The sequence below is a fragment of the Corynebacterium mastitidis DSM 44356 genome, from assembly GCF_000375365.1.
GTDB classification, from domain to species: Bacteria; Actinomycetota; Actinomycetes; order Mycobacteriales; family Mycobacteriaceae; genus Corynebacterium; species Corynebacterium mastitidis.
The window spans coordinates 137,585-152,528 of the sequence record NZ_AQXB01000003.1 but is presented as its reverse complement, the minus strand read 5'-3'; the positions used below and the strand labels follow the sequence as shown (position 1 = coordinate 152,528).

The 14,944-nt window shown below is 73.1% G+C and carries 15 protein-coding genes; 5 read left to right on the top strand and 10 right to left on the bottom strand.

Annotated elements, in window-relative coordinates; genetic code table 11:
* The first annotated feature begins 2 nt into the window (after nt 1–2).
* Together B140_RS0104770 and B140_RS0104765 are read left to right on the top strand one after the other, a co-directional pair.
* On the top strand, nt 3–1,943 hold the full coding sequence (locus B140_RS0104770; protein ID WP_018118214.1) for a M13 family metallopeptidase: 1,941 nt from the start codon (nt 3–5) through the stop codon (nt 1,941–1,943).
* A 22-nt stretch (nt 1,944–1,965) separates the two neighbouring features.
* Nucleotides 1,966–2,847, top strand: a complete 882-nt coding sequence (locus tag B140_RS0104765) for an alpha/beta hydrolase (protein WP_018118213.1) — start codon at nt 1,966–1,968, stop codon at nt 2,845–2,847.
* 217 nt (nt 2,848–3,064) lie between these two features.
* On the opposite strand, the gene B140_RS11980 is transcribed toward B140_RS0104765, so the two are convergent.
* The 5 genes from B140_RS11980 to B140_RS0104740 all read right to left on the bottom strand — a co-directional run bounded on the left by B140_RS11980 (nt 3,065) and on the right by B140_RS0104740 (nt 6,592).
* Nucleotides 3,065–3,949 (bottom strand): hypothetical protein, encoded by an 885-nt coding sequence (locus B140_RS11980; protein ID WP_018118212.1) that lies wholly within the window; start codon nt 3,947–3,949, stop codon nt 3,065–3,067.
* 32 nt (nt 3,950–3,981) lie between these two features.
* The gene (locus tag B140_RS0104755) at nt 3,982–4,779 is read right to left on the bottom strand and encodes a VOC family protein (RefSeq protein WP_018118211.1); all 798 of its coding nucleotides are present in this window, start codon (nt 4,777–4,779) and stop codon (nt 3,982–3,984) included.
* The gene (locus B140_RS0104750) at nt 4,779–5,075 is read right to left on the bottom strand and encodes an RNA-binding S4 domain-containing protein (RefSeq protein WP_018118210.1); all 297 of its coding nucleotides are present in this window, start codon (nt 5,073–5,075) and stop codon (nt 4,779–4,781) included. The genes B140_RS0104755 and B140_RS0104750 overlap by 1 nt, the downstream gene beginning before the upstream one ends.
* A gap of 81 nt (nt 5,076–5,156) precedes the next feature.
* Nucleotides 5,157–5,855 (bottom strand): LysE family translocator, encoded by a 699-nt coding sequence (locus B140_RS0104745; RefSeq protein ID WP_018118209.1) that lies wholly within the window; start codon nt 5,853–5,855, stop codon nt 5,157–5,159.
* Entirely contained in the window at nt 5,852–6,592 is a 741-nt protein-coding gene (locus B140_RS0104740) for an SDR family oxidoreductase (RefSeq protein WP_018118208.1), read from the bottom strand. Before B140_RS0104740 ends, B140_RS0104745 begins: the two co-directional genes overlap by 4 nt.
* Nucleotides 6,593–6,665: 73 nt before the next feature.
* On the opposite strand from B140_RS0104740, the gene B140_RS0104735 reads away from it, so the two are divergent.
* Together B140_RS0104735 and B140_RS0104730 are read left to right on the top strand one after the other, a co-directional pair.
* Nucleotides 6,666–7,334 (top strand): sugar O-acetyltransferase, encoded by a 669-nt coding sequence (locus tag B140_RS0104735; RefSeq protein WP_018118207.1) that lies wholly within the window; start codon nt 6,666–6,668, stop codon nt 7,332–7,334.
* A 3-nt stretch (nt 7,335–7,337) separates the two neighbouring features.
* Nucleotides 7,338–9,713, top strand: coding sequence for an ATP-dependent RNA helicase (locus tag B140_RS0104730; protein WP_018118206.1), 2,376 nt, complete (start codon nt 7,338–7,340; stop codon nt 9,711–9,713).
* Nucleotides 9,714–9,721: 8 nt separating this feature from the next.
* Here B140_RS0104730 and B140_RS0104725 read toward each other — a convergent pair whose 3' ends face one another.
* Both B140_RS0104725 and B140_RS0104720 read right to left on the bottom strand, forming a co-directional pair.
* On the bottom strand, nt 9,722–10,021 hold the full coding sequence (locus tag B140_RS0104725; protein WP_018118205.1) for a hypothetical protein: 300 nt from the start codon (nt 10,019–10,021) through the stop codon (nt 9,722–9,724).
* Between the two features lie 30 nt (nt 10,022–10,051).
* On the bottom strand, nt 10,052–10,834 hold the full coding sequence (locus tag B140_RS0104720) for a TSUP family transporter (RefSeq protein ID WP_018118204.1): 783 nt from the start codon (nt 10,832–10,834) through the stop codon (nt 10,052–10,054).
* A 28-nt stretch (nt 10,835–10,862) separates the two neighbouring features.
* Here B140_RS0104720 and B140_RS0104715 point away from each other — a divergent pair, with 28 nt between their 5' ends.
* Nucleotides 10,863–11,948: an AbrB family transcriptional regulator gene (locus tag B140_RS0104715; RefSeq protein ID WP_018118203.1), complete on the top strand. Its 1,086-nt coding sequence runs from the start codon at nt 10,863–10,865 to the stop codon at nt 11,946–11,948.
* On the opposite strand, the gene B140_RS0104710 is transcribed toward B140_RS0104715, so the two are convergent.
* From B140_RS0104710 to B140_RS0104700, 3 genes are all read right to left on the bottom strand, one after another.
* Nucleotides 11,945–12,166: a hypothetical protein gene (locus tag B140_RS0104710; RefSeq protein ID WP_018118202.1), complete on the bottom strand. Its 222-nt coding sequence runs from the start codon at nt 12,164–12,166 to the stop codon at nt 11,945–11,947. The two genes, B140_RS0104715 and B140_RS0104710, sit on opposite strands and share 4 nt — an antisense overlap.
* A 72-nt stretch (nt 12,167–12,238) precedes the next feature.
* Nucleotides 12,239–13,924: a DUF885 domain-containing protein gene (locus B140_RS0104705; protein WP_018118201.1), complete on the bottom strand. Its 1,686-nt coding sequence runs from the start codon at nt 13,922–13,924 to the stop codon at nt 12,239–12,241.
* Nucleotides 13,925–14,144: 220 nt separating this feature from the next.
* Nucleotides 14,145–14,831, bottom strand: coding sequence for a C39 family peptidase (locus B140_RS0104700; protein ID WP_018118200.1), 687 nt, complete (start codon nt 14,829–14,831; stop codon nt 14,145–14,147).
* Nucleotides 14,832–14,944 lie beyond the last annotated feature (113 nt).

Below are 14,944 nucleotides of genomic sequence, written 5' to 3'. Positions count from 1 at the left end.
CCATGCAGAATCTCTACGATTTTATTAACGGTCCCTGGCTGGCCACGCACACCATTCCCGCTGATCGCGGGGTGGATGGCATCTTCCACGCCCTGCGCGACGCCGCCGAGGCGGACGTCCACCGCATCCTCCAGTCCGACGAGGGGCTGGGCGGAACCCTCTACGCCTCCTTCATGGATACCGACGCCCTGACGGACGCCGGGGTGGCCCCGCTGCGGGAGGACCTGGCGCGCGTGCGCGCGGCCGCCACCCCCGAGGAGCTGGCCCGGGTGCTCGGGGAGCTGGACCGCGAGGGCGTGGGCGCGCCGCTGAGCTTCTGGGTGGCCAAGGACTCCGAGGGCGATACGGACGTGGCCTACCTGGTGCAGTCCGGCCTGGGCCTGCCCGACGAGGCCTATTACCGCGCCGAGGAGCACGCGGAGACGCTGGCGGCCTACCGGGAGCACGTGGAGCGCATGCTCGGGTTCCTGGAGCCGGAGGCGCTGGGCGCCGCCGACGCCCCCGCGAAGGCCGCCGCGACCGTCGTGGAGTTCGAGGCCCGCCTCGCCCGGGGCCACTGGGACGTGGTGGCCAGCCGCGACGCCATTAAGACCAACAACCCCACGGAGTTCGGCGATCTCCCCGCGATCGTCCAGACCCTGCTGCGCGGGGCGCGCCTGCCGGAGCGCCGCCTCATCGTGCGCGAGCCCTCCTACGTGGAGCACCTGGCCGGGCTGCTCACCCCGGAGCACCTGGAGGAGTGGAAGCTCTGGGCGGCCTGGCACATCCTGAGCAGCCGGGCCGGGGTGCTCAGCCCGGAGATCTCCGAGGCGAACTTTGACTTCTTCGGCCGCCGCCTCTCCGGGGCCACGGAGCAGCGCGAGCGCTGGAAGCGCGCGGTGGGCCTGGCGGAGTCCCTGGTGGGCCACCAGATCGGGCGCGCCTATGTGCAGGAGCGCTTCCCGGCCAGCTCCAAGGAGCAGATGCTCGGCCTGGTGGATTACCTCACGGCGGCCTACCGGGAGCGCATCGAGGCCCTGGATTGGATGACGCAGGCCACCAAGGAGCGCGCCCTGGACAAGCTGGGCCTGTTCCAGGCCAAGATCGGCTACCCCGCCACCTGGCGCTCCTACGAGGGCCTTTCCTTCTCCCCTGCGGGCGCGGACCTGGTGGCCAACGTGCGCGCGGGCTCGGCCTTCCTCCACGACTACGAGGTGGCCAAGGTGGGCAAGCCCACGGACCGCGCCGAGTGGGTGAGCACCCCGCAGACCGTCAACGCCTTTTATAACCCCACCGTCAACGACATCACCTTCCCCGCCGCGATCCTCCAGCCGCCGTTCTTTGACCCGGAGGCGGACGCGGCGGAGAACTTCGGCGCCATCGGCGCGGTAATCGGCCACGAGATCGGCCACGGCTTCGACGATCAGGGCTCGCAGTTCGACGGCCACGGCAACCTGCGGAGCTGGTGGACGGACGAGGATCGCGCCGCCTTCGGCGAACTGACAGAAAAGCTGGTGGAGCAGTTCGACGGCCTGGTGCCCACCGTGCTGCGCGAGTCCGGGGTGCAGGGCGCGGGCGTGAACGGGCGCTTTACCCTGGGCGAGAACATCGGGGACCTGGGCGGGCTGGGCATCGCCGTGGTGGCCTACAAGCGCTGGCTGACCGACCACGGCCAGGACGGCTCCGAGACGGCCCCCTTCGAGGTGGAGGGCGCCGACCCCGCCGTGGCGGGCGCGCAGTTCACCGGCTTCCAGCGCCTCTTCCTGGCCTGGGCCCGGGTGTGGCGCACCGCCATCCGCCCGGAGATGGCCACCCAATACCTGGCCATCGACCCCCACTCCCCCGCGGAGTTCCGCTGCAACGTGATCGCCGCCAACGTGGCGGAGTTCTACGAGGCCTTCCCCGAGGTGGGCCCGGATTCCCCGATGTGGGTGGCCCCGGAGGACAGGGTGCGCATCTGGTAGGCCCCTGAATTACCCTGGTGGCATGGACGAGACCCGTGAACGCCAGGACTTTCAGGTGGGCGGCGTGGACCGCCCCTTCACCGAGAAGCAGCAGCTCGAGCAGATCGGCACCTACATCGACGCCCACTATCCTCTGCCCTCCTTCGCCCCGCCGTGGGCCGGGGGCGCGGGCGACCCCCAGCCCGCCGATCGGTGGACCGCGCTGCTGCCCGACCGCCTCACCCACGCCGCCATGCTCATGCTCGGCGCGGGCCTGGATCACTCCATGCCGGGCGTGGCCTTCGGCTCCGGGGTGACCACCCGCGAGGCCCCGGAGGCGGCGGGGCGGGTGTTCGAGCCGCCGCGCCCCAGCGGCGCGTGGGCCGTGTCCCTGCACTCCGGCGGATGGTGGCGCGGCTCCGGGGAGGCCCTGGAGCACCAGTGGCGCCCCGAGGTGGCCGCCGCCGCGGCGCTGTCCGGCACCACCATCCTGGACCTGGACTATCCCCTGGCCCCCGCCCACACCCTCGCGGATATGCGCGAGGCGGTGCGCGTGGGCGTGGAGTACGCCCGCGCCCGCGGCGCCCGGAGCGTCACGGGCTGGGGGTACTCCTCCGGCGGGGCGCTCGCGGTCCTCGCCTCCCCGCTTTTCGACGCCCTCGTGCTCACCTTCCCGGACCTCGGATCGGTGGACAAGCTCCCGGAGGAGGTGCGCGGCGGTCTGAGCCTGCCGCCGGTGCGGCGGTGGCCGCGCGCCCTCGTGCAGGTCGCGCGCCAGGACGAGATCGCCGCCCGCCCGTCCGGCATCGACGGGGAGGCCCACGTGGAGGTGCAGGAGTTCACGGCCCGGCACCGCGTCTCCACCCCGGAGGTGGCGCGGGCCAAGGTGCGCGCGGTGGCGGAGTTCCTGCGCGGCGCGGCGTAGGATACGGCGCCGCCGGGCTGACCCGTCGCGGCGCTAAGGGGTGCCGGTAGCGGGGTGGGGCCGGGCGCTCCCCCGGTGCTGGCACCCCTTCGGCAACGTCCCGGGGCGCTGCGGGGCACTGCGGGGCACTGCGAGGGCGCAAGGGGTGCCATTGCGCGTGCCGACGCCCCCTCCGCGCCCCCAGTGGCACCCCTTAGCGTCGCGGCGGCCGGGCTGTTTAGGCGCAGCCGGGCAGCGCGCGCACCAGGGCGCCGGGGAGGGCGGCGTCGTCGGTGATGAGGGCGTCGCGCACGCCCAGGGGGTCCACGCAGGCCACGCGGTCCTTAAGCTCCTCGCCGGTGGCCATCTCGCTGGTCTCCGCCGTGGTGCTCGTCTCGTTCACCACGGGGGCCTCCGGGAGGACCGGGGCCAGCGGGGAGTCCGGGACCACGGCGCCCTGCACGTCCCGGGTGAGCTGGTCCGGCGGCCCATAGGTATTGGCCGCGATGCTAAAGCCGGGGCCGAAGGAGGCCGTGGCGTGGGCGCTGCGGTCGTCCGCCCAGCCGAACTTGGTGCCCAGCACGCCGGGCAGGCGTGCCGTGCCGTAGTCCTGGGCGTAGCCGTCGGCGGCGAAGGGGGCGGCGGTGCGCATGCCCTCGAAGAGGGGCTGGGCCACGGGGTCGTTGCGGGTGGCCTCCAGGAAGGCGGCCACATCGTTGGTGCTGGTGGTGGTGTTGCCCCAGAAGCCGTTGTAGTGGGTATCGCCCAGGCCAAACTGGGCGATGACCTCGGGAATCGCCTGCCTGTAGCGGGCATCCAGGGCGGAGGCCGTGTGGTCCTCGGAGTAGCGGATCATGTTTTCCACCCGGGCGGCGTCCTCGGGGGAACCGTGGGCCAGCACCCAGTATCCGAGGTAGAGCTTGGACAGGGAGAGCGCGGGGCGCGACTCCGAGGCGTTGGCGGTGGCGATGGTGGGGCCGCCGGTGACGTTCAGCGTCACCTGGGTGCGCTCGGGCACGAAGGCGGGGTCGATGGTCAGCGCCTGGGCGGCGGGGGCCGCGAGGGCGGAGCCCAGGGCGAGCGCCGCGCCGGAGAGGACGAGGGGGCGGAGGGAATTGTTCACATATATATGTATATAACGCCGGTCCGCGCGCGTTACAACGCCCCGAAGATGTCGTCTCCCTCCCGGATGTCCGGCTCCGTGTAGGGCTCCACCTCGCACAGCGTGACGGTGGCGCCGGTGGAGTCCGCGACGATCGCCAGCCGACCAAAGGGGCTATCCCAGGGGGCGCGGATCACCTCGCCGCCCAGCTCCGGCACCCGCCGCACCCCGGCGTCGATATCCTCGATGCCGAGGTAGCTCTGCCAAAAGCTGGGGACCTGGGGCGGGAACTGCCCCTGGGCGTCCACGATGCCGGCGAAGGCGGCGGAGTCGGCAAGCGCCGTGGCGTAGCCGTCCTGCGAGTCCACCGTCCAGCCCAGCAGCCCCCGGTAGAACTCCACCGCCTGCGCGTAGCGCGCGGTGGCGGTCAGCTCGTGCCACACCGGGGTGCCCGGCTCGCCCGCCGCCACGAAGGCCTCCCCCGGCCGGGGCTCCACCAGGCCCAGCAGGGCGCCGGAGGCGTCCGCCAGCACCGCCAGGCGGCCCACCTGCGCGGGCTGCGGCTCCCCGAGCACCCGCCCGCCGTGCTTTTCCACGTCCCCCACCTGGGCGTCGAGGTCGCGCGCCAGGAAGGAGGTGACCCAGGTGTCCGGCAGCGCGGCGTCCTCCGGCTGCGGCAGCAGCCCCGCCACCGGCAGGCCCTGCCGCTTGGCCACGCGCTGCCCCCGGTCCCCGACCTCCTCGAACTCCCAGCCCAGCAGCTCGCCGTAGAAGTGCTCGCTGCGGCGCGGGTCGGAGGTGTTGAGGTCGATCCAGTAGGGCATGCCGGGCTCGGCGTGAAAAGCGGGCATCAGAGGTTCCTCCACTTCTCGGGGTCGAAGTCGTCGTCCGCGGTGGCCTCGTCGAAGTAGTCATCCTCCGGGGCCTGGCTGGCGGCGAGCACGCGGGCGCAGGCGCCCTCCACGCACACCACGTCGCCGGAGCGCAGGGTGCGCCCCCGGCGCTGCTCCTGTTCCCCGTTCACGGTGACGATCCCGGCGGCGATCGCCTCCTTGGCCTCGCCGCCCGTGGCCACCAGGCTGGCGAGCTTGATGAACTGCCCGAGCTTGATGCTCTCTTCCCGGATGGGTACCTCAGCTACCTGCATGAGGGTTAAGTGTAGCGGGGCGCGGGGAGAGAATCCGCCCCGCGGAGGCGCGTAGGGTTCGCAGCACCATTCATCATGGACTCACACCACCGCCCCGAACCCCTCCACCACCATGTAGGCGGCGAGCAGGAGGAAGATCGCGCCGGTGACCACGTCGATGGCCGCCCCGTTGCGGGCGATCCTCGCGGACAGCGCGCGCACCGCCAGGGCAAAGCCCACGAACCAGGCCAGCCCCACCGCCACGAGCACGGCGGCCACGATGATGGTCCAGTGCGCGCCCATGTCCGGGCGGATGAACTGCGAGAACACGGCGCCGAAGAACACGATGGCCTTGGGGTTGGCCATGTTGGTGGCCAGGCCGGAGCGCCAGGCCCGCGCGGGGCTTAACTTGGGGCTCGACTCGGTGCTGGGCGCGGAGCCCCGTCCGGCCCCCTCCCCGGGACTCGCGGCGGACGCCCGGGAAAACTCCTCCGCCCCGCGCCGCTGACTTCTGCTCCGCAGCCCGGCGCGCAGCGCCTTGTACCCCATCCAGCCGAGGTAGGAGCCGCCGACGAGCTGGAGCCACCCGAGGATGGCGGGGTAGGCCTGCATGAGGGCGGCCAGCCCGGCGAGCGAGGCGACGATCCACACGGCGTTGCCGGTCATAATGCCCACGGCGCACCACACCCCGGCGCGGCGGCTGCGCGCGCCCACGCGGGTGATCTGCACGATGTCGGGCCCGGGGCTGACGATCGCGGTGCACCAGGTGACCAGCAGCGCGAGGAAGGCGGTGGCCGTCACGCCTGGTCCTTGGGCATGAGGTGCAGGTGGTCCACGTTGACGTGGGCGGGCAGGGAGGCCACCCAGCGCACGGCCTCCGCCACGTCCTGCGCGGTGAGGCTGAGCACGTCGCTGTACACGGCGGCGGCGCGCTCGGCGTCGCCGCCGAAGCGGTTGAGGGAGAACTCCTCGGTGTGCACGCGGCCGGGGTCGATCTGGGTCACGCGCAGCCCCTCGGGGGCGGCGGAGGCCTCCTCGATGCGCTGCACCCGGGTAAGGGCGCGCAGGCCGAACTTGGCGGCGTTGTACCCGGCCCCGCCGGGGTACGGGGTGAGCCCGGCCACGGAGCCGATGTTGATGACGAGCCCGCCGCGCGGGGAGGCCGCCAGCGCCCCGTGCAGGGCGTTGCTCATGCGCAGGGTTCCCAGCACGTTGACCTCGTACATCCAGCGCCACTTCTCGATGTCGGCCTCCGTCACCGGGTCGAGCCCGCGGGCGCCGCCGGCGTTGTTGACCAGCAGGTCGCAGCCGCCGAGGTCGTCCACGCTCCGCGCGAGGGAGGCCACGGAGGCGTCGTCGGTGACGTCGAGGCGGTGGGGCTCGCCTCCGATCTCCTCGGCCAGGGCGGCCACCCGCTCGTAGCGGCGGGCGGCTGCGAGGACGTGCCAGCCGTCGGCCGCCAGCGCCCGGGCTGCGGCCTCCCCGATGCCGGAGGAGGCCCCGGTGACCACGGCTATCTTGCGCTTACGCTCACTCATGGCTCCTCACTATAGCGAGTCCCGCGTCACACCTTGTTCGTTTCTTTCGCGCCCCGTCCGCCACAATGGGGCTATGAGCACTCACCCCACCTCCCTGGCCCAGATGGCCTCCGGGGCCTGGCACCTGCCCGGCAGCCCGGAGCTGAGCGCGGAGCAGATGCGCAGCGCCCGGCTGCTGCGCGATCTCAACGCCCTGGGCAACACGGACCCGGACGCCGCCCGCGAGATCGTCCGGGAGCTGACCCGCGCCGACCACGCCACCGCCACCGTGATCGCCCCGGCCAGCGTCGAGTACGGCTGCCACCTGCGCCTGGGGCGCGACGTGTTCATCAACATGGGGGTCACGGTGCTCAGCAGCGCGCCGGTGACCATCGGCGCGCGTACCCTCGTGGGGCCCAACTGCCAGTTCCTCACCGTGGGACACCCGGTGGACGCGGTGGGCATGCGCAACGAGGGCTGGGAGAAGGCCGCGCCCATCGAGGTGGGCTGCGATACGTGGATTGGCGCGGGCGTGATCGTGCTGCCGGGGGTGCGCATCGGGGATCGGGTGACCATCGGCGCGGGCTCGCTGGTCACCCGCGACATCCCGGATGACTCGGTGGCCCTGGGCCAGCCCGCCCAGGTGGTGCGGGGCCGCGACCCCCGGCGCGCCCGGGCCGAGGAGGCGGAACTGGCGGAGCTAACAGACCTGTCGGAACGCGCCGAGAAAGCCGAGAAACCAGAACAGCCGGGGCGGCCCTAGCTCATGCGCCCCTTCGACCTCGACCGCATCGGCGCGGGCCTGCCCTTTGCCGCCGCGCTGCCCGCCCTGGAGGAGACCTGCGCCGCCCGGCGCCGCGCCGTGGTGCAGGCCCCGCCGGGCTCGGGCAAGACCACGCTGGTGCCCCCTGCCCTGGCGAACCTCCTGGCGCGCCGCGCCCCGGGCTCCCGGGTGCTCGTGTGCGCGCCGCGTCGGGTGGCGGTGCGCGCCGCCGCGCAGCGCCTGGCGCACCTGGACGGCTCCGCCCTGGGCGATCGGGTGGGGCACCGCATGCGCGGGCACAGCGTGGCGGGTAAGGCCGTGGAGTTTGTGACCCCCGGGGTGCTGCTGCGCATGGTGCTGCGCGATCCCGCGCTGGAAGGGATTTCGGCGGTGGTGGTGGACGAGGTGCACGAGCGGCACCTGGACGCGGACCTGCTGCTGGGCATGCTCGTGGAGGTCGCGGAGCTGCGCGAGGACCTGGTGCTGGTGGCGATGTCCGCCACCCTGCAGGCGCGGCGCTACGCGGAGCTGCTGGGGGGCGCGCCCGTGGTGGACAGCCCGGCGGCGATCCACCCCCTGGAGATCGGCTACGCCCCGCACCCCGGCCGCCTCACCGGCTCCCCGGGGTTCTACGAGCACCTGGCCGCCCTGGCGCGCCGCGAGGTGGAGCGCCACGGGGACTCCGTGCTGGTGTTCGCGCCCGGGGTGCGCGAGGTGGAGCGGGTGGTGGGCCACCTGGGCGGGCTGGGGCTGCCGCTGCACGGGCGCCTCGACGCCGCCCGGACCGAGGCGGCGCTGCGGCCGGGCGATGGGCCCCGGGTGATCGTGGCCACCTCCATCGCGGAGTCCTCCCTCACGGTGCCGGGGGTGCGGGCGGTGGTGGACTCGGGGCTGTCGCGCCAGCCGCGCCGCGACGCCGCGCGCGGGATGAACGGCCTGGTCACTCTCTCCTGCGCCCGGCCCACCGCCGAGCAGCGGGCGGGCCGGGCGGGGCGCGAGGGGCCGGGCCGGGTCCTCCGCGCCTACTCCGAGCAGGAGTTTCAGCGCCTGCCCGCCGAGCCCACCCCGGAGATCGCGGTGAGCGACCTCACCCAGGCCGCCCTGTGGCTGGCCTGCTGGGGCACCCCGCGCGGGGAGGGCCTGCCGCTTCTCGACGCCCCGCCCGCCCCCGCCCTGGACGCCGCCGAGGCCACCCTGCGCGGCATCGGCGCCCTCGCCGCCGACGGCTCCGCCACCGAGGCCGGGCGCGCCCTGGCGGCCCTGCCGCTGGACCCCCGCCTGGGCCGCGCGCTGCGGGAATTAGGCCCCGGCGCGGCGGAGACGGTGGCGGCGCTGGCGGGCTCCCCCTCGGGGGACGTGGCGGCGGCCCGGCCCCCGGCGCGCGAGGTGGAGCGGTTGTGTCGCCTGGTGCCCGGAGCGTCCGGAGCGCCCGGGGTTCCCGGCCAGCGGAGGCGCGTAACCCCGGGGGAGGTCACCGCGCTGGCGTACCCGCACCTGGTGGCCCGCCGCGAGGGCGGGGAGTACCTGCTGGCCTCGGGCACGCGGGCCCGCCTGCCCTCCGGCTCCGCGCTCGCGGACGCCCCGTGGCTGGCGGTGGCGGAGGTCTCGCGCGCGGGGTCGGGCGCGGTGATCCGGGCCGCCGCGCGGCTGGACGAGGCCGCCGCCGTGGCCGCCGTGGGGGTAACCGAGGAGCGCCGCGCGCTGGTGCACAAGGGAAAGGTGCGGGGGCGGCTGGTGCGCCGCCTGGGCGCCATCGAGCTGTCCGCCACCCCGGTGTCCGTGCCGCCCGAGCGGGCCGCCGAGGCGCTGGCGGCCACCGTGCGCGCGGACGGGCTGGGCATGTTCTCGTTGTCCGACGCCGCCAGCCGCCTGCTCGACCGCCTGGCGTTCCTGCGCTCGCGGTTGGGCGAGCCCTGGCCGGACGTGGCCGCCGCCGACCCCGCGGTGTGGCTGCGCCCGGAGCTAGACGCCCTGGCCGGGGGCGCCCCGGCGGGGCGGGTGGACCTCTACCCCGCCCTGACGAGGCTGCTGCCCTGGCCGGAGGCCGCCCGCATGGAGGAGCTGGCCCCGGAGCGGCTGGCGGTGCCCAGCGGCTCCCGGCCCCGGGTGGACTACGACGAGGGCCGCCCCGTGGTGCGGGTCAAGCTCCAGGAGTGCTTCGGCCTGGCGGAGTCCCCGACCTGCGCGGGGGTGCCGGTGCAGTTTAGGCTGCTCTCCCCCGCCGGGCGGGACCTGGCCATCACGGACGACCTCGCCAGCTTCTGGTCCGGGCCCTACGCCCAGGTGCGCGCGGAGATGCGCGGACGCTACCCCAAGCACCCGTGGCCGGAGGACCCGTGGAGCGCCCCCGCCACGGCGCGGACCAAGAGGCGGATGTAGGTCCCCGCCTACGCCGCCACCGGGTACTCCACCCGGGCGAGCCGCAGGAGGAAGGGGCCGTCCACCAACACCCCGCGCCGCTCGCAGGCGCCGCGCTGGCAGAGCTGGAACCCGGCGGGCAGCTCCTCGCCGGAGCGGGCGGCGGCCACCGCCAGGGCGGGGAGGTCCCCGGCCTCGGCCACCAGGTGGGCGTCGATAAGCCCCAGGAGGCGGGAGGCCCGGCACAGCCCCCTGATGATGTCCTCACCGTGCCGCTCGCCCCATCCCCGGGGAACCCGCGCCACGAGGGCGTCCGTACTGTGCTTCATGCGCACCAGGCTAGGGCCTCACCCTGCCGCCTAGCTGCCAAGGAACTGCTGGTATCCCAGGTATGCGCTCATCACCACCACGAGGGCCAGCAGGGCGTAGCGCACCAGCCTGGTGCCGCCGCCGAGCACGGTGCGCGCCCCCAGCTGCGCGCCGCAGACGTTGGCCGCCGCCAGCGCCAGGCCGAAGGCCCACCACACGTGGCCGCCCGCGAGGAACACGCACAGCGCGCCCAGGTTGGTGGCGGTGTTGATGACCTTGGACATCGCGGCGGATTCGAGGAAGGTGCGGCCCAGCAGCGCGGTGAAGGCCATGATGAGGAACATGCCGGTGCCGGGGCCAAAGAAGCCGTCGTAGGCGGCGATCACGCCTACCGCCGCCAGCACCGCCGCCGCGCGCCACCCCGTCCAGGGGCGCGGGCGGGCCCGCGCGCCGAAGTCCGGGCGCAGCGCCACGAAGATCCCCACCCCCACCAGCAGCGCGATGGTCACCGGGCGCATGACCGCGCTGTCCAGGCTGGTGGCCAGCAGCGCGCCCGCCACGGCACAGGCCAGGGCCAGCGGCACGGCGGGGAGCAGCACCCTCAGCGGCGGGCGCACCCGCAGGCTCAGCGTCACCGCCGCCGACGCCGTCCCGCTCACCGAGGCCAGCTTGTTGCTGGCCAGCACCGTGGCGTAGGGGATCTGCGGCGCCCCGGCCAGCAGCAGCGGGATGAGGATGAGCCCGCCGCCGCCCACCAGGGCGTCCACCCAGCCCGCCAGCGCTGCCCCGCCGAGGAACAGCGCCCAGGTGTGCAGTCCCAGATCCATCGTCATGGGGGACACTCTAATACCCTTGGGTGGCATGGTAAGCCTTCCCGATCGCAGCACGGCCCGCGCCTGGGCGGCGGTGGTGCCGCTCTCCGTGGCGGCGGGCGCGCTGCTGAGCCACTGGCGCGTCCCGGCGGCGTGGATCGTGGCGGCCATCGCGGTCTCCGGGGCGGTGGCCCTGGGCCGGGGGCGGGAGCTGCGCGTGAACACCCACTACTACCGCTTTGGGCGCGGGATCATCGGCATCATGGCGGGGCTGCCGCTGGTGGGCGTGGCCCCCGGCGCCCTGGCCCCCTTCCTCCTGCCGGGGCTGCTCTTCTCCGTGCTCACCCTGGGGCTCGGGGTGGCGGTGGGGCTGCTGCTGGCGCGCTCGCAGAGCGAGGTCAGCCGGGAGACGGGGGTGCTGGCCATGCTGCCGGGCGGGGCCTCCACCATGCCGATCATGGCCCGGGACCTGGGGGCGGACTACCGCTTCGTGGCGCTCACCCAGTACCTGCGGCTGCTGGTGGTCTCCGTGACGCTGCCGCTGGTGGCGCACCTTTTCACCCCGCCGGATGCTGCAAGCGCTGCGGGCACTGCAAGCGCTGCGCAGGAGGGCTACCACTTTCACCTCGGGGCCACGGCGCTGATCCTCGCGGTAGCCCTGGGCGGGGACGCGGTGGGCAGGCTGCTGCGGCTGCCCGCCGCCGGGGTGCTGGGGCCGCTGCTGCTCACCGTGGCGTGCGGGCTGGTGCTGCCCCCGGAGTGGTCGCTGGAGCCGCCGCCCGTGTTCGCCGTCATGGCCTTCCTCTCCATCGGCTGGATCTGCGGCGGCGGGCTCTCCCTGCCCGCGCTCAGGCTCTTTGCCCGCCAGCTCCCCGCCACCGTGGCCTTCATCCTCGGGCTGATGGCGCTGTGCGCGGGCGCGGGGTGGGTGCTGGCGCGCTGGATGGGGGCCAGCGGCCTCGAGGGCTACCTGGCCACCACGCCCGGCGCGCTGGAGACGGTGCTGGCGATCTCCCACGAGGGCGGGGCCGGGGCCGTGGTGGTGGCCATGCAGATGATCCGGCTCATCGCCGTGTTCGCCCTGGCCGGATGGCTGCCCCGGGCGCTGCGCGCCTGGGATCGGTGGCGGGGTTAGCGGCGGCGGAGGATGCCGGTGACCAGCACGATCACCCCGATGAAGCCCACCGCCAGGGAGATATAGGCCCAGTACAGGATCCACTCGGAGGTGGGGCCCGGCATGATTCCCCGGGCCTCCAGCCTGCGGTATTCCTCCCCCATGGCGAGCAGCGCGCACAGGAGGGACACGCCGGAAAGAACAAACGCCGCGAGGCCGGACTTGACGAGGGTGTTCATCGGATTCCCCATTCCCCTAGGACGGTGGGCAACGGGGGCCGCGCGCCCGCGCCGCCCCGAGCAACGCCGATGCTACCCCAGCACCTCGTCCCGCAGCACGGACATGGGGATGGACCCCAGGGCCAGCGCCTTGGAGTGGAACTCCGGCAGGGTCATGCCCGCCGCCAGGGCCTCGTCGCGCACGCCCTCCCACATGCGCTGCCCCAGGGAGTACGAGGGGGCCTGGCCCGGCCACCCGAGGTAGCGGTCCAGCTCGAAGGCCAGGTTGGCCTCCTCCATCGCGGTGTTGTCCCGCAGGAAGGCCTTGGCGTAGGAGGCGTCCCAGATCCCGGAGCCCTCCGGCACCTTCTTGCCCAGGTGCACGCCGATGTCCAGCACCACGCGGGCGGCGCGCAGACGCTGGGCATCGAGAAGCCCCATGCGGTAGCCCAGGTCCTCCTCATAGCCGAGGTCGGCCATGAGCTGCTCGGCGTAGAGCGCCCAGCCCTCGCCGTGGCCGGAGATCCAGCAGCAGGAGCGGCGCCACAGGTTTAGCGCGTCCCCCTGGAGCAGCGCGGTGCCGCACTGGAGGTGGTGGCCGGGCACGCCCTCGTGGAACACGGTGGTCAGCTCCTGCCAGGTGTGGAAGGTCTCCTGCCCCTTGGGCACGGACCACCACATCTGGCCGGGGCGGGAGAGGTCGTCGCTGGGCGGGGTGTAGAAGATGCCGCCGGTGCCGGCGGGGTCGATCCTGGCGTCCACGCGGCGCAGCGCCTCGGGGATGTCAAAGTGGGGGCCCGCCAGGTCGCGGATCGCACCGTCGGCGGTGTCCTGCATCCAGGCGCGCAGGTTCTCCGTGCCGGTGATGCGGTAGCGCTCCTCCTTATTCAGGCGGTGCATGGCCTGGCGCACGGTGAGGTCCTCGCCGTAGAGCCTGCGGGCCACCTCCTCCTGCTGCGCGGTGATCTCGCGCAGGCGCTCCAGGCCCCAGCAGTAGGCCTCGTCGAGGTCGACCTCGTCGCCCACGAACTCGTGGGAGAACAGCTCGTAGCGCTCGCGGCCCACGGCGTCGCAGGTGGGGGCGGCGGGCACGAGCTGCTCGCCCAGCCAGTCCGCCATCTCCGCGAAGGCCTCCTTGGCGCCCTCCACCTCGGGGGACTCGGGCTCCACGCCCAGGTTCTCCAGCATGGAGCCGGAGTCCGCCAGGGCCTCGCACTGGCCGATCACGGCGTCGATCTGCCGCAGGGGGGCCACCTTGCCGCAGCCGGAGGCCAGGGAGAGGGACTCGCGGTAGCCCTGGAGGGCGGCGGGCACCTTGGACAGGCGGGAGCGCACCTGGTCGCGCTGCTCCGGGGTGTCCGTGCCCATCACCAGGAATACGTCGCGGATGGTCTGCACCGGGGAGTCGATGTTGTTGAGCAGGCGCAGGTCCTCGTTCTGGTGGTGCTTGTCCAGCTCGATGCCCAGGCGGTCGCGCAGCGCGGCGGCGGTGACGTAGTCCACGGCGTCGAAGTCGTCCTCGTCGTCGCACTCGTCGGTGCCCTCGTCGAAGGCCACCACGTCCATCACCATCTCGCGGGTGCGCTCGGCCACGGCGGACCAGTACTCCGGGGAGAAGTCCTGAAGCTCGCCGTCGTAGCCCTCGATGCCCAGGTGCGTGGCCGCGGTGGGGGTCAGCGCCGCCGTGTCCCGCACGAAGGCCTCGCAGGAGGCGTCAAGCAGGGAGGGCTGGCGCGCAGGCTGGGGTGCCGCCGGGCGCACGGAATCCAGGGAACTCATAGCCCGCTATCTTAACCACACTTCTTTGGGGCGTGCCAGCGGCCACACAGAGGAAACAATGCCCTCCAACTTTATGTTTAGGCGGTCATTATTCTTTCAATCTCTTAGAGATGCAGCTAAGAATCCATAAAAGGAAAAGCCAGGTAGGCAGCACCGTACCGCCCACCCGGCTGCGCTATTGCGCTGTTACGCCGCTGCGCTGTTGCGGCGCACCCCTCTCCTAAATAACAAAGGACCACTGATTGTTACCCGGGGCCGGGTTGGTAATCAGGCGCAGCAGGTCCTTCTCGCTCGCGTGATAGGCCTCGTCGTTCACCATCGCGGGATCGTTGACGGTAAAGGTCTTGGTGCGCGCGTCATACCCGGAGACGTACACAAAGTGCCCGCCGCCGGGGCCGCCCTTGGCGTTGGGAACCTGGCCGCTCTGGATGAGCACCACGGCCTTCTTCCCCTGCTTAATCAGGTCCACGATCTCCACGGTCTTGTCCTTGGAGTACACGGTTCCCTGCACGCCGTGGTCCTGCAGAATGGTGACGATGTCCCCGACAAACAGGAAGTGCTTCTTGGACTTCTCGGGGTTGGGGACCTCGCCGCGCAGCTCGGTCATGGCCGCGGCCTGGCTATCCCGGCTGTAGCTCTTGGGCAGCCGGCCGCCGTTGTCCAGCAGGGCCATGAGGATGGCCGCCGGGCCACAGTCCGCGGACTGATACTGCTGCCCCTGCTCCTGCTGGACGAGGTGAAAACGAGGGGAGGTGGACGTGGTGGAGGACGACGCCCAGGAGGCGACATCGCCCAGACCCAGGGCGTGGGCCTGGGCGGCGGTGCCCGTCACGCCCATCGCGCCCGTGGCGGAGAAGGACGCGACGAGGGCGGCGGCGGTGAGGGCGCGCTTGAAGCGAAGCAGCATGTAACTTCCTTGCGTGGTGGGGGGCGGGAGGCCACAGGGGTTCCCCCGCGCCCTCCCAAGACCCCGCCACGATAGGCGGAAAAAAGGGGCAGGTCAAGGGGGACGAGGCGCAG